This window comes from Luteimonas sp. A611 (assembly GCF_054072715.1).
Genome location: NZ_JBSVRP010000005.1, coordinates 27,526 through 41,443 on the forward strand (window position 1 = coordinate 27,526; position 13,918 = coordinate 41,443).

Here is a 13,918-nt window from a genome sequence, read left to right on the forward strand (position 1 = left end):
TAGTATAACTACAATCGTGGCGGCGTTCCGGCCCGCCACGCCCGCCCCGTGCTCCAGGATGTCCGGCCTTGCTGCGCGGAAAGTCCCTGCAAATGTGCGCCTGCGTGCATTCCGCATCGTCGCGCGCCCGCCAAGAATCGGTCAGGGCGCGACGTGCGCCGGATCCGTTGGAGTTCAGATGAAGACCCAGGTCGTGGTGATCGGCGCCGGCCCCTCGGGGCTGCTGCTGTCGCAGCTGTTGGCGCATTCGGGGGTCGAGGTGGTGGTGCTGGAGCGGAAGACCCCCGACTACGTGCTGGGGCGCATCCGCGCCGGCGTGCTGGAGCAGGGCACCGTCGACCTGCTGCGCCTGGCCGGCGCCGGTGAGCGCATGGATCGCGAAGGCATCCCGCACGAGGGCTTTCACATCGGCGTGGACGGCGAGCTGCACCACATCGACCTCAAGGGCCTCACCGGCAGGCAGGTCATGGTCTACGGCCAGACCGAACTCACCCGCGACCTGATGGAGTTGCGCCAGGCACAGGGCGGGGTGATCCACTACGGCGTCGCGGACGTGGCGCTGCACGACATCGATGGCGCCCGCCCGGCGGTGAGCTTCACCCATGAAGGCCGCCAGCAGCGCATCGAGTGCGATTACATCGCCGGCTGCGACGGCTTCCACGGCATCAGCCGTCGCAGCATCCCGGCCGGGGTCATCACGGAACACGAACGCGTGTATCCGTTCGGCTGGCTGGGCCTGCTGGCCGATACGCCGCCGGTCGACGAGGAGCTGATCTACGCACGCCATGCGCGCGGGTTTTCGCTGTCGAGCATGCGCAGCCGCAGCCGCAGCCGCTACTACCTGCAGGTGCCGCTCACCGAAAAGGTCGAGGACTGGTCGGACCAACGCTTCTGGGACGAGCTTCGCCGCCGCCTGCCGCCGGCGCACGCCGCGCGCCTGGTCACCGGCGCCTCGCTGGAGAAAAGCATCGCTCCGCTGCGCAGTTTCGTGGTCGAGCCGATGCAGTACGGCCGCATGCTGCTGGTGGGCGATGCGGCGCACATCGTGCCGCCCACCGGCGCCAAGGGCCTGAACCTGGCCGCCTCGGACGTGTTCGCGGCCTGGAAGGTGCTCGAACGCGCGCTGTGCGCCGGAGACCCGGCGGTCATCGCGCGCTACTCGCCGCTGTGCCTGGACCGGATCTGGAAGTCGCAGCGGTTCTCGTGGTGGATGACCAGCCTGCTGCACGACTTCCCCGACACGCCGACATTCGACGGCCGCATCCGCGAGGCCGAACTGTCCTACCTGCTGGGCAGCGAGGCGGGCCGCAGGACCATCGCCGAGAACTACGTGGGCCTGCCGTTTCCCGAGCTGGACTAGGCAGGCGCGGGACAATTGCAGTGGTGGCTGCGTCCGGTACGGGGGCGCGGATGTGGCGTGCCTTCGCTGTTCGCCACTGAAGCCCTTCCAGGGCGAATCTTCAGCGGCGTCACAGCCAGAAGGTCGGCGCACCGTCGCGATCGTCGCGCGCCGGATCCAGCGCCGCCGGCAGGCCCGAGCGCAACAGCGTGATCATCGATTGCTGCGCCTGGGTGGTCGGCCGCTGCGCGCTGGTGGCAAGCAGGATGCGCGCGCTCAGCGTCGGCGAGACGATGGGGCGGGCCAGGAAGCGCCCGGGCTCGGCGGCGGTACGTACCGCGTTGGCGCTGAGCAACGCATGGCCCACGCCGTCGGCCACCAGCCCGAGGATGGCATCGACGCCGTCGACCTCGATCGCGATGGTCGGCGCCAGCCCGTGCCGGGCGAGTGCGCTCTCGACCAGCATGCGCAGGGTGTTGGGCCGGCGTGGAATCACCAGCGGCCGCCTGGCCACCTCGCTCAGCGCAATCGGGTCGGGTTGCGCACCGGCGCTGGCGCGCGACACCAGCAGCAGCGCTTCCTCGTACACCGGCTCGCTGGCGATGCCAGGCCAGGACACCGGTTCGTAGACCAGGGCCACGTCCAGAGAGCCGCTGCCGAGCGCTTCGAGGGTGGCGGAGCTGAGGCCCTCGCTGATCGATAGCGTGACCCCCGGCAGGTGGCGCGCGGCTGCGCGTACCAGCGGCACCGTCAGCACCTTGGACAGCGTCGGCGGCATGCCCAGCGCGACCCGCCCGCGGGTGCCTTCGCCCAGCCGCGCCAGTTCGTCGCGCAGGTTGTCGACCTGGTGCAGCAGGCCGCGGCCGCGCTCCAGCAGCAGGCGCCCGGCCTCGGTGGGCGTCACCCCGCGGCCGGTGCGCAACAGCAGCGGTTGGCCGAGTTCGACCTCCAGCAGCCGCACCTGGCGGCTGAGCGCTGGCTGCGCCACGTCCAGCACCAGCGAGGCACGGGTGAAGCTGCCCAGCTCGGCTACCTGGACGAAATACGTGATCTGGCGCAGATCCATCCGCTTTCTCCTTGCACAGGCGGCGACAGAGGCATTGCCGCATTGCTCGTGGCGCTGGTCAACCGTCCAGATCCAGGACCAGCCGCGGCGACAGCGCGCGCGAACAGCAGGGGGTGAACAGCGCGTTGGAGGCGCGTTCGTCCGGGGTGAGATAGCTGTCGCGGTGATCGGGAATACCGCCGCGCAACGGTGTGACGCAGGTGCCACAGATGCCCTGCTCGCACGACAGCGGCACGAACACGCCATGCGCCTCCAGGCACTGCGCCACGGTCTGCCCGGCGGCCACCTGCAGCACGCGACCGCCGTTGAGTTCAACCTCGAACGGCAGGTCCGCAGCGTCGGCGCCCGCAGTCGGGGAAAACGACTCGGAGTGGAGCCGGTCCTCGCCCAGGCCCGCGGCGGCACTGGCGCGGCGCGCGGCCTCGATGAAGCCGGTCGGCCCGCAGACGTAGACGTGGGTGTCCGGCGGCGCCCGCCCGACGATATCGTCCAGGCAGTGGCCGGGCCCGCCATCGCCATCGATGTGGATCTGCACCCGCGAGGCCCATGGGCCGTCGCGCAGCCGGTCCCGGAACGGCAGCCGGGCGGCGCTGCGCGCGCAGGCGTGGAGGCTGAAGTGCCGGCCATCGCGGTGCAGTGCGGCGGCCATGCCCAGCAGCGGGGTGATGCCGATTCCGCCGGCAAGCAGCAGATGGTGGCTCGCGGCGGCAGCCAGCGGAAACGAATTGCGCGGTACGCCGATGCGCAACACGTCGCCTTCGCGCAGCTCGTGCGCCGCGCGTGAGCCGCCGCGCGATTGCGCATCCAGCAGCACGCCCAGTTCGTACCAGGGTTCGCCCGCAAGGTTGCACAGCGAGTACTGGCGCACCAGGCCCGGGCCCAGGTGAAGGTCCACGTGCGCACCGGGCTCGAACGCCGGCAGCGCCTCGCCGCCCGTCGCGGCCAGGCGCAGCGAGACCACGTCCTCGGCCTCGGGCGCGCGGCCCAGCACGCGCGCCTGCAGGGTCGCGGTCACGACACGGTACCGGGGCCCTCGGCGGCGATCATGCGCTCGATCATGCGCCGGGCCTGTACGCCGCCTGCGTCGATGTTGAGCTTGAGCAACTCCCGTCCCGGGTGCGCGAGCAGGTTGCGCTGCTGCGACTGCAGCATCTCCATGTCCTCGGCGAAGATGTGTCCCTGGCCCTCGCGGATGCTGGCGGTGAGCGCGTCGTCGTGCACCTGGAAGCGACGCGCCATGCCCCAGAAATACCAGTGGCTGGTCTCCGTCTCCGGAGTGAGGAAGTCGACAACGACGCTGGCGGCCTTGACCGCATCCGGCGCGGCATGGCCGCCGTGGCCGGCCAGCGCCACGCCGACCTCGATCATGATGTGGCTGGGCGGGGTGAAGCGGCAGATCTGCCAGCGGTCCACCAAGTGGTCGTCCGGCAGCCCGTTGCCGCGCAGCGCCATGCGCCAGAAGGGTGGCGCGGTGATGTTCTCCATGAAGCGGCTGGTCACCACTTCCGGGCCAACCATGCGGGTGGACACCGGGGCCTCGTCGATCTCCTTCTGGCCGATGCTGGTGGCGTGGACGTAGGTCTCGTGGGTGAGGTCCATGAGGTTGTCGACCATCAGCCGGTAGTCGGCCTGCACGTGGTACAGGCCGCCGCCGTACGCCCACTCCGGGCTCTCGGCCCATTCGAAGTGGGGCAGTGCGTCGACGCTGGCGTGCGCCGGGTCGCCCGGCCACACCCAGACGAAGCCGTAGCGTTCGATCACCGGATAGCTGCGGATGCGCGGGAAGCCACCTACGCGCTGGCCGGGCATCGACACGGTGCAGCCGTCGCGGCCCATCACCAGACCGTGGTAGCCACACACCAGATGGCCCTCGCACACCGAACCCAGCGACAGCGCCGCGCCGCGATGCGGGCAGAAGTCCTCCACCGCCGCCGCCTGGCCCTGGCCGTCGCGATACAGGCACATGGCCAGCCCGCAGATGCGGCGGCCCAGTGGCTTGTCTTCGATCTCGTCCGGGGTGCAGGCCACGTACCACGCATTCAGGGCGAACATGCAACTGCTCCTGGACAGGTGCGGCGGCGGGCATGTTCAAGGCGCCCGCCGGACAGGCCGCTCCGGATCAATGGTTCTTCCACACCACCTCCTTGCCGGTGACCGGGTTGGGGAAGTTGAACGGCAGGCTGACCGAGCGGACCATCACCTGGTTCTTGGCGAAGTAGCAGCCGAACTCGTCGATCGGGATGGTCCGGTCGGGCCCGCGCCAGTTTTCCGGGTACAGCGTGGTGGTCTGCGCCGAGGCATCCTCGTCCAGCCGCTCCTGGCCTTTCCACCAGTCCTGCGGCATGTCAGCCGGCGCGCCTAATACGCCGGCCACGGGCAGGTTGGCCATGCCGGTGGCGATGGCGCCTTCGGCGACGATGCACACTTGGAAAAAACTCATCTTCCACACGCCCTCGTGCCTGCGGTAGCCGGTGCGGTACCACACCGAGTGCTCGGCGCCTTCGCGGCTGAGGCTGTTGAAGTTGTTGCGTGGACGGTGCGAGAAGAAGCGGTCGGACGAGGTGCGGAAATACGCGCTGGCGTGCTCAAGGTCGTCGGAGACGGTGATCACCGGTTGCGCCATCTTGTGGTCGATGAACGCCCCGTAGATGGGCCAGTCCACATAGCCGGTATAGGTGCCCCAGTAGCCGACCCAGAGCCGATGCGCGCCATCCAGGCCGTTCCAGGCGCCGTACTTGTAGAGGAACGTCCCGTCCGGATGCGCAAGCCCGGCCTGTGCCGACTTCAGCAGGTGGTCCTGCTGGAAGCCGTAGATATGGTGGAAGCGCACGATCTCGTCGGCCGCGCCCACCTTGCCGATGCGGGTCAGCGCCTCGTCGTAGTCCATGGCGCCGGCCGCGGCGGCCGGCAGCAGGCACGCAAGCAGCGCGATTGCGGCGGCGCGGCGCGCGCGGCGGGGCCGCGCCCGCTGCAGGGGGTTGTTGTCCATCGACGTCTCCCACGTTGCGGTCGCCGCAGGGGCGCGGCGTGGCCCGCAGCGGCGCGAAGCGCGGGCTGGCGGGCGTTAATGACCATTCGGTCATATAGTGACCAATGAGTCAAGTTCGGTGCATCGCGATGCGCGGCCGCGTGATCAAGGCGGCCGGGGCGTGGTGGTGGACGCATGGCGCAAAGCCGGTTGGCGCGCGGCGCCGCAGGTGGAAGATGGGGCTGCGCCGGAAGAAAGAAGTTATTGACAATAACTATCTGCTGTGGCTTTCTCGACCGCTGGCGCCACGTTGCGGTGGCTGATGACGGCAGGCAACTGGGGACTGGAATGACGCAGGGTGGTCGCGGGGCGACGCACAGGACGGCATGGTTGACGTTGGCGCTGTGCTGCGCGGTGTCCGTGTTCGAAGGTTTCGATCTGCAGGCCGCAGGCGTGGTCGCGCCGCGGCTGGCGGGCGTGTTCGAGCTGGGGCCGGAGCAGTTGGGATGGTTCTTCAGCGCCGCCACGTTCGGCCTGATGATCGGCGCGGCCATCGGCGGGCGCCTGTCCGACCGCCTGGGTCGCAAGAACGTGCTGGTGGCTTCGGTGCTGGTGTTCGGCACGATGTCGGCGGTCACCGCCTTCAGCTGGGACGCCAACAGCCTGCTGGTCACGCGTTTCCTCACTGGCGTGGGCCTCGGTGGCGCATTGCCCACGCTGCTGGCGCTGGTGACCGAGAACGCGCCGCCGAACCGGCGCAACTTCGTGGTAGGCGCCCTGTACGCGGGGCTGCCCACCGGCGGCGCGCTGGCGGCGCTGACCAACACCTTCGGCGTGGAGCCGGAAAGCTGGAAGAACGTGTTCCTGGTTGGCGGCCTGGCACCGATCCTGCTGGTCGTGCCGCTGATGCTGTTCCTGCCCGATTCGCGCGAGCAAAGTCGCCTGGAGACACGCGTGCGCGTCGGCGTCGGCCGCGCGCTGTTCGGCGAGGGCCGTGGCGTGTCCACGGTGGCGCTGTGGGCGGCGTTCTTCCTCGCCCTGCTGGCCATGTACCTCCTGCTCAACTGGCTGCCCTCGCTGCTGGTGGGACGCGGGCTGAGCGTCAAGGACGCTTCCTGGGTGCAGATGCTGTTCAACATCGGCGGTGCGGTGGCCAGCATCGCCACCGGCCGGGTGATGGACGGGCGCTGGCGCAACGTCGGCGTGCCGGTCGCCTTCCTGGCGACCATCGCCGCGCTGGTGGGCATGGCGGTGTCACCGGCCGCGCCGCTGGTGGCGATGCTGTGCGGCTTCGCGATCGGTGCCACCGTTTCCTCCACCCAGACCATCCTCTACTCGCTGGCGCCGAACATGTACCCCACCGCGGTGCGTGGCACCGGGGTCGGCGCGGCCGTGTCGGTCGGGCGCCTGGGTTCGGCCGCCGGCCCGCTGTTGGCGGCGATGCTGATCGGCGGTGGCGGCAGCGCCAACCAGGTGCTGCTGGCACTGGTGCCGGTGCTGTTGGTGGCCGGCGCATTGACCTGGTGGATCACCCGGCGCACGTGGCGGGCCCCTGCGGCCCCTGCGGCCCCTGCGGCCCCTGCGGCCCCACGTCCCGGGCATGAGGGCAAGTCGGCCATGCCCGAATTCGATAACAGCTAGTGCGCAGGCGGGGTGGTCGGGACCGCCCCCGATCAAAACAATGTCCATCATGCAGTGCGCCATCCCCAGCCTGATCATGCGCGGCGGTACTTCGCGCGGACCCTTCTTCCTGGAATCGGACCTCCCGGCAGACACGGGCGTGCGCGACCGGGTGTTGCTCGCCGCGCTGGGATCGCCGCACCAGCGCCAGATCGACGGCCTCGGAGGCGGCCATCCGCTGACCAGCAAGATCGGCATCGTGCGCGCCGGCACTGCGCCCGGGATCGACGTGGAGTTCCTGTTCGCACAGTTGCAGCCGGATGCGGACACCGTCGATACACGCCCCAACTGCGGCAACATGCTGGCGGCAGTGGTCCCGTTCGCGCTCGAAACCGGGCTGTGCGCGGCGCAGGGCGACACCACCACCCTGCGCGTGCTCACCCGCAACACCGGCATGGTCTGCGAAATCACCGTGTGCACGCCCGGCGGGCGGGTCAGCTACGAGGGCGATACCCGCATCGACGGCGTCCCGGGCACCGGCGCGCCGGTGCGCATCGACTTCCTGGACGTGGCCGGTTCGGTCTGTCCCTCGCTGCTGCCCACCGGCAACGTGCGCGATCGCATCCAGGTCGAAGGCCCGGGGGTGGAGCCGTTCGAGGTGGAGTACACCGGCATCGACAACGGCATGCCGCTGGTCATCGTGCGCGCTGCGGACTTCGGCATCGACGGGCATGAAACACCGCAGCAGCTCAACGCCGACGTTGCGCTGAAGGCGCGTCTTGAGGCGCTGCGCCTGGCGGTGTCCCCAGGCCTGGGCCTGGGCGACGTGAGCGCGCGCAACTACCCGAAGATGACCCTGGTGTCCGCGCCCACCGCCGGCGGTTCGATCAGCACGCGCAGCTTCATCCCGCACGTGTGCCATGACGCGGTCGGCGTACTCGCGGCCGTCACCGTGGCCACCGCGGCGGTGCTGGAAGGCTCGATCGCCCACGAGGTGGCGCGGGTCGGCGAAGGCCGCCTGCGCCAGGTGGAGGTGGAACACCCCAGCGGCCGGTTCGCGGTCGAACTCGGCCTGGACGCCGAGCGTGGCGGCAACGTGGTGCGCGCGGGCCTGCTGCGCACCGCGCGGCTGATCATGCGCGGCGAACTCATGATCCCGGCTTCAGCATGGAGTGAACACACGCAATGATCATCGACTGTCACGGTCACTACACCACCGCGCCGCCGGCGCTGGAAGCCTGGCGCAAGCGCCAGGTGGCGGCCATCGGCAACCCGTCCGCGATGCCGCGCGCCTCGGAACTGCAGATCTCCGATGACGAGATCCGCGAGAGCATCGAGACCAACCAGCTGCGGCTGATGCGCGAACGCGGCGCGGACCTGACCATCTTCTCGCCGCGCGCCAGCTTCATGGCGCACCACATCGGCGATTTCCAGGTGTCCTCGGCCTGGGCGACGCTGTGCAACGACATGTGCCACCGCGTCAGCCAGCTGTTCCCGCGGCACTTCATCCCCGCGGCGATGCTGCCGCAGAGCCCCGGCGTGGATCCGGCCACCTGCATCCCCGAGCTGGTGCGCAGCGTGGAGCAACTGGGCGCGGTGGCGGTGAACCTCAACCCGGATCCGTCCGGCGGCTACTGGACGGCCCCGCCGTTGACCGACCGCTCCTGGTATCCGATCTACGAGAAGCTGGTCGAGTACGACATCCCGGCCATGGTGCACGTGAGCACCAGCTGCAACGCCTGTTTCCACACCACCGGCGCCCATTACATCAATGCCGACACCACCGCGGTGATGCAGCTGATCCAGGGCGACCTGTTCCGCGACTTCCCGCAGCTGCGCATGATCGTCCCGCACGGCGGCGGCGCGGCGCCGTACCACTGGGGCCGCTACCGCGGGCTGGCGCAGGAGCTGGGCAAGCCGCTGCTGGCCCAGCACCTGCTGCGCAACGTGTACTTCGACACCTGTGTCTACCACCAGCCGGGCATCGATCTGCTGGCGCAGGTCATTCCCGTCGACAACATCCTGTTCGCCAGCGAAATGATCGGCGCGGTGCGCGGCATCGACCCGGAGACCGGGCACTACTACGACGACACCCTTCGCTACATCGAGGCCAGCCCCGGCCTGACCGCGCAGGACCGGCAGAAGATCTACGAGGGCAACGCGCGGCGGGTGTTCCCGCGCCTGGATGCGGCGCTCAAGAAGCAGGGCAGGTAAGTCATGTACGAACTTGGAGTGGTCTACCGCAACATCGAGCGCGCCGAGCCGGCGGTGGCCGAGGCCATGGCCGCGCTGGGCTCGGCGACCGTGCACGAAGCCATGGGCCGGGTCGGCCTGCTCAAGCCGTGCATGCGCCCGATCCACGCCGGCGCCCAGGTCTCCGGCACCGCGCTGACCGTCCTGCTGCAGCCGGGCGACAACTGGATGATGCACGTGGCCGCCGAACAGATCCGTCCCGGCGACATCGTGGTGGCCGCGGTCACCTCCGAATGCAGCGACGGCTACTTCGGCGACCTGCTGGCCACCAGCTTCCAGGCGCGCGGCGCGCGCGCGCTGGTGATCGATGCCGGCGTGCGCGATGTCAGGACGCTCGGCGAGATGGGCTTCCCGGTATGGAGCCGCGCCATCAGTTCCAGGGGCACCATCAAGGCGACCCCGGGCTCGGTCAACATCCCGGTGGTGTGCGCGGGCATGTGGGTCAGCCCGGGCGACGTGATCGTGGCCGACGACGATGGCGTGGTCTGCGTGCCGCGCGCGATGGCCGCCGCCACGCTCGAGGCGGCGCGCGTTCGCGAGGCCGGCGAGGAGGCCAAGCGCAGGCGCCTGGCGGCCGGGGAACTGGGCCTGGACATGTACGCCATGCGCGAGCCGCTGGCGCGCGCCGGGCTGAGGTACATCGACTGATGCGCAGGATCGCGCTGATCGGCTATGGCGAGGTCGGCAAGATCCTGGCCGAAGACCTGCGCGCCCGCGACCTGGAGGTGCATGCCTGGGACCGTGACCTCGATGCGCCGCGCGGCGACGCCATGCGCAGCCACGCCGCGCTGCACGGGGTGGCGCTGGGCGCTTCGGCAGCCGCGGCGGTGTCAGGCGCGGACCTGGTGGTCAGCGTGGTCACCGCCAGCCAGACGGTCAACGCGGCGGCGGACTGCGCGCCCGGACTGCGGGCCGACGCCTTCTTCCTCGACCTCAACAGTGCCTCGCCCGCCGCGCGCCATTACGGCGTGGAGGATGCGGTGCTGGTGTCGCCGCGCGAAACCTTTCCTGGCATCCATTGGGAAAGCCAGGCCAGCTACTTCTTCCAGCGCACGATTGAGCATGGTCGCCGCCGCAGCGAGGAGATGCGCGAGGCGGCGCGCAGCGTGACGGGAGCCGGACTGGAACCGTTGTCGGCCTCTGCCGCGGCCGAGCGCCAGGGCTGGATGGCCGACCTGGCCGACGCCGGGTGTTTCGGTGCGCGCGAGGACGTCGGCTACGCCCGCAGCGCCGACTGGCGCGTGGAGGCCGATCGCATTCTCGGCCGCACGCCGGGGACACGCTGATGGCATTCGAGAAAACCCCCGGCTGGCTGGACTGGCATCCGGCGCCCAGCCACCCCGCATTCCGCCTGCCGCCAGGCGCGGTGGACGCGCACTGCCACGTGTTTGGGCCCGGACACCTGTTCCCCTATGCGCCCGAACGCAAGTACACGCCCTGCGACGCCAGCCGCGAGCAGCTGTTCACCCTGCGCGGCCAGCTGGGTTTCGCGCGCAGCGTGATTGTCCAGGCCACCTGCCACGGCGCCGACAACCGGGCCATGATCGATGCGCTCCGACACGCCGGCGGCACCGCGCGCGGCGTGGCCACCGTGCGCGCAACGGTCACCGATGCGCAACTGCAGGCGCTGCACGAGGCCGGCGTGCGCGGTGTGCGCTTCAACTTCGTCAGGCGGCTGGTCGACGCCGCCCCGTGCGAGGAATTGGCCGCCATCGCCGGTCGCATCGCGCACCTGGGCTGGCACGTGGTGGTCTATTTCGAGGCGGCCGACCTGGCCAGCTACCGGGACTTCTTCGCCTCGCTGCCGACGCCGGTGGTGGTCGACCACATGGGGCGCCCGGACGTCAGCCAGCCGGCCGACGGCCCGGAGTTCGACCGCTTCGTGCGTTTCATGGCCGACAACCCGGCGGTGTGGTGCAAGGTCACCTGCCCGGAGCGGTTGAGCGTGTCCGGCCCGCCCGCTCTCGACGGCGAGCGACACGCCTACCGCGACGTGGTGCCGTTCGCGCGGCGCATCGTCGAGACCTTTCCCGACCGGGTGCTGTGGGGCACCGACTGGCCCCATCCCAATCTCACCACGCACATGCCCGACGACGGGCTGCTGGTCGACTTCATCCCCCACATCGCGCCCACCGCCGACCTGCAGCGCAGGTTGCTGGTGGACAACCCGATGCGGCTTTACTGGAGCTGAGCCATGGCACTGGAAAAACCCTACCTGGACATCCCCGGCACGACCATTTTCGACGCCGATCAGTCGCGCAAGGGGTATTGGATCAACCAGTTCTGCATGTCGCTGATCAAGGCCGAGAACCGCGAGCGGTTCAAGGCCAACGAACGCGCCTACCTGGACGAATGGCAATTGAGCGTGGAGCAGAAGCAGGCGCTGCTGGACCGCGACCTCAACCGCTGCCTGGCGCTGGGCGGAAACATCTACTTCCTGGCCAAGCTCGGCGCCACCGACGGCAAGTCATTCCAGCAGATGGCCGGAAGCATGACCGGCATGACCGAAGAGGAGTACCGCGAAATGATGATCAAGGGTGGACGTTCGGCCGAGGGCAATCGCCGCCTCGGCGAGACGGGTGACGCGCAGCCGCACGGTGACGCTACCAGCGCCCGGGGAGAGAACGACTGATGGCCCGCATCAGCGCATCGGTGTACACCTCGCACGTGCCGGCCATCGGCGCGGCCCTGGACCTGGGCAAGGCTGGCGAGGACTACTGGAAGCCGGTGTTCGCCGGCTACGACTTCTCGCGACAGTGGCTGCAGGACAACCCGCCGGATGTGGTGTTCCTGGTCTACAACGACCACGCCACCGCCTTCAGCCTGGAGCTTATCCCGACCTTCGCGATCGGCACCGGCGCCGAATACGCGCCGGCTGACGAGGGCTGGGGGCCGCGTCCGGTGCCCACCGTGCACGGCCACCCGGAACTGGCTGCGCACATCGCCCAGAGCGTGATCCAGGACGAGTTCGACCTGACCATCGTCAATCGCATGGACGTGGACCACGGCCTGACCGTGCCGCTGTCGCTGATGTGCGGACAGCCGCAGGCCTGGCCGTTCAAGATCATCCCGTTCGCGGTCAACGTGGTGCAGTACCCGGCACCCTCCGGACGCCGCTGCTACAACCTGGGCAGAGCCATCCGTCGCGCGGTGGACAGTTTCGACCAGGACCTCAACGTACAGATCTGGGGCACGGGCGGCATGAGCCACCAGCTGCAGGGACCGCGTGCGGGCCTGATCAACCGCGAGTGGGACAACGCGTGGCTGGACCAGCTGATCGCGGACCCGGGCGCGGTGTCGGAGATTCCGCACATCGACTACGTGCGCGAGGCCGGTTCGGAGGGCATCGAGCTGGTGATGTGGCTGATCGCGCGCGGCGCGATGGCCGACGCGGCCGGCGGCGCGGCGCCGCGACTGGCGCACCGTTTCTATCATGTCCCCGCCTCGAACACGGCGGTGGGACATCTGATCCTGGAGGAAAGCTGAGATGAGCAGCATCAAGGTGGCGCTGGCAGGCGCCGGTGCATTCGGCATCAAGCACCTGGACGCGATCGCCGGGATTGATGGCGTGGAGGTGGTGTCGCTGGTCAGCCGCGACCTGGACAAGACCCGTGCGGTCGCAGACCGCTACGGTATCGCACACGTCAGCACCGACCTGGACGAGGCGCTGGCGCTGCCGCAGGTGGACGCGGTGATCCTGTGCACGCCCACCCAGATGCACGCCGCCCAGGCCATGGCCGCCATGCGCGCCGGCAAGCATGTGCAGGTGGAGATCCCGCTTGCCGACAGCCTGGCCGATGCCGAGGCGGTGGTCGCGCTGCAGCGGCAGAGCGGGCTGGTCGCGATGTGCGGGCATACCCGCCGCTTCAACCCCAGCCACCAGTACGTGCGCAGGCGCATCGAGAATGGCGAGTTCAACATCCAGCAGATGGATGTGCAGACCTACTTCTTCCGCCGCAGCAACATCAATGCCCTCGGCGATCCGCGCAGCTGGACCGACCACCTGCTGTGGCACCACGCCGCGCACACTGTGGACCTGTTCGCGCACCAGACCGGCGGGGAGATCCTGCAGGCCCACGCCATCCGGGGCCCGATCCATCCCGAGCTTGGCATCGCCATGGACATGTCGATCCAGCTCGCGTGCAGCACCGGCGCGATCTGCACCCTGTCGCTGAGCTTCAACAACGACGGCCCGCTGGGCACGTTCTTCCGATACATCGGCGACACCGCCACCTACATTGCCCGCTACGACGAACTGGTCCAGTCCAGCGGCAAGGGCGGCGAGGTGCCGGTGGACGTGAGCAAGGTCGATGTGAGCATGAACGGCATCGAGCTGCAGGATCGCGAATTCTTCGCCGCGATCCGCGGCAACCGCGAGCCGCAGGCCAGCGTCGCTTCCGTGCTGCCCTGCTACCGGGTGCTCGACCGGCTTGAACGGATGCTGGGCGGGTAGGCAGACAGCGCCGGCTGGTCCGTTCCGGCGCGCACCGCGGTGGATACCGGCGGTGGCTGGATGGCGCTGCCGGCGAAGGTTGTGCCGAAGGTGGTCGCGGCTGAAGCCGCTCCTGCAGCGGGTTCGCGCGTCGAGCGTTCCCCTCCCGGCGCCGGCCGCGAATCGCGGTCTGCAGGAGCGCCTTCAGCCGCGATGGGCGGTGAGGCCACGATCCCCTGC

Annotated in this window: 14 protein-coding genes; 10 read left to right on the plus strand and 4 right to left on the minus strand. The window is 69.5% G+C overall.

The genetic code is table 11. The features are described 5' to 3' along the window. The first annotated feature begins 178 nt into the window (after nt 1–178). Nucleotides 179–1,360 (plus strand): 4-hydroxybenzoate 3-monooxygenase, encoded by a 1,182-nt coding sequence (gene pobA / locus ACW5EG_RS15780; protein ID WP_457022270.1) that lies wholly within the window; start codon nt 179–181, stop codon nt 1,358–1,360. Nucleotides 1,361–1,469: 109 nt separating this feature from the next. Here pobA and ACW5EG_RS15785 read toward each other — a convergent pair whose 3' ends face one another. The 4 genes from ACW5EG_RS15785 to ACW5EG_RS15800 all read right to left on the minus strand — a co-directional run bounded on the left by ACW5EG_RS15785 (nt 1,470) and on the right by ACW5EG_RS15800 (nt 5,394). Next, nucleotides 1,470–2,405 (minus strand): LysR family transcriptional regulator, encoded by a 936-nt coding sequence (locus ACW5EG_RS15785; protein WP_457018463.1) that lies wholly within the window; start codon nt 2,403–2,405, stop codon nt 1,470–1,472. 58 nt (nt 2,406–2,463) lie between these two features. Further along, a complete protein-coding gene (locus ACW5EG_RS15790; RefSeq protein ID WP_457018464.1) occupies nt 2,464–3,420 on the minus strand; it encodes a PDR/VanB family oxidoreductase in 957 nt (318 codons plus the stop codon). After that, the gene (locus ACW5EG_RS15795) at nt 3,417–4,457 is read right to left on the minus strand and encodes an aromatic ring-hydroxylating dioxygenase subunit alpha (RefSeq protein WP_457018465.1); all 1,041 of its coding nucleotides are present in this window, start codon (nt 4,455–4,457) and stop codon (nt 3,417–3,419) included. The genes ACW5EG_RS15790 and ACW5EG_RS15795 overlap by 4 nt, the downstream gene beginning before the upstream one ends. 67 nt (nt 4,458–4,524) lie before the next feature. Then, the gene (locus tag ACW5EG_RS15800; RefSeq protein WP_457018466.1) at nt 4,525–5,394 is read right to left on the minus strand and encodes a hypothetical protein; all 870 of its coding nucleotides are present in this window, start codon (nt 5,392–5,394) and stop codon (nt 4,525–4,527) included. A 327-nt stretch (nt 5,395–5,721) separates the two neighbouring features. On the opposite strand from ACW5EG_RS15800, the gene mhpT reads away from it, so the two are divergent. The 9 genes from mhpT to ACW5EG_RS15845 are packed head-to-tail and all read left to right on the plus strand — an operon-like array spanning nt 5,722 to nt 13,699. Then, nucleotides 5,722–7,014, plus strand: a complete 1,293-nt coding sequence (mhpT, locus tag ACW5EG_RS15805) for a 3-(3-hydroxy-phenyl)propionate transporter MhpT (protein ID WP_457022272.1) — start codon at nt 5,722–5,724, stop codon at nt 7,012–7,014. Nucleotides 7,015–7,063: 49 nt separating this feature from the next. Beyond that, nucleotides 7,064–8,182, plus strand: a complete 1,119-nt coding sequence (locus tag ACW5EG_RS15810; RefSeq protein WP_457018850.1) for a 4-oxalomesaconate tautomerase — start codon at nt 7,064–7,066, stop codon at nt 8,180–8,182. Then, on the plus strand, nt 8,179–9,207 hold the full coding sequence (locus tag ACW5EG_RS15815; protein ID WP_457018468.1) for an amidohydrolase family protein: 1,029 nt from the start codon (nt 8,179–8,181) through the stop codon (nt 9,205–9,207). Before ACW5EG_RS15810 ends, ACW5EG_RS15815 begins: the two co-directional genes overlap by 4 nt. Nucleotides 9,208–9,210: 3 nt before the next feature. Continuing rightward, nucleotides 9,211–9,894: a 4-carboxy-4-hydroxy-2-oxoadipate aldolase/oxaloacetate decarboxylase gene (gene ligK, locus ACW5EG_RS15820; protein WP_457018469.1), complete on the plus strand. Its 684-nt coding sequence runs from the start codon at nt 9,211–9,213 to the stop codon at nt 9,892–9,894. Next, entirely contained in the window at nt 9,894–10,532 is a 639-nt protein-coding gene (locus ACW5EG_RS15825; RefSeq protein ID WP_457018470.1) for a DUF1932 domain-containing protein, read from the plus strand. The genes ligK and ACW5EG_RS15825 overlap by 1 nt, the downstream gene beginning before the upstream one ends. Beyond that, nucleotides 10,532–11,437 (plus strand): amidohydrolase family protein, encoded by a 906-nt coding sequence (locus tag ACW5EG_RS15830; protein WP_457018471.1) that lies wholly within the window; start codon nt 10,532–10,534, stop codon nt 11,435–11,437. Before ACW5EG_RS15825 ends, ACW5EG_RS15830 begins: the two co-directional genes overlap by 1 nt. Nucleotides 11,438–11,440: 3 nt before the next feature. After that, complete coding sequence (gene ligA / locus ACW5EG_RS15835; RefSeq protein ID WP_457018472.1) at nt 11,441–11,878, plus strand: protocatechuate 4,5-dioxygenase subunit alpha; 438 nt, start codon at nt 11,441–11,443, stop codon at nt 11,876–11,878. Further along, a complete protein-coding gene (locus ACW5EG_RS15840; RefSeq protein ID WP_457018473.1) occupies nt 11,878–12,732 on the plus strand; it encodes a class III extradiol dioxygenase subunit beta in 855 nt (284 codons plus the stop codon). The genes ligA and ACW5EG_RS15840 overlap by 1 nt, the downstream gene beginning before the upstream one ends. Before the next feature lies 1 nt (nt 12,733). Further along, nucleotides 12,734–13,699, plus strand: coding sequence for a Gfo/Idh/MocA family oxidoreductase (locus tag ACW5EG_RS15845; protein ID WP_457018474.1), 966 nt, complete (start codon nt 12,734–12,736; stop codon nt 13,697–13,699). Nucleotides 13,700–13,918 lie beyond the last annotated feature (219 nt).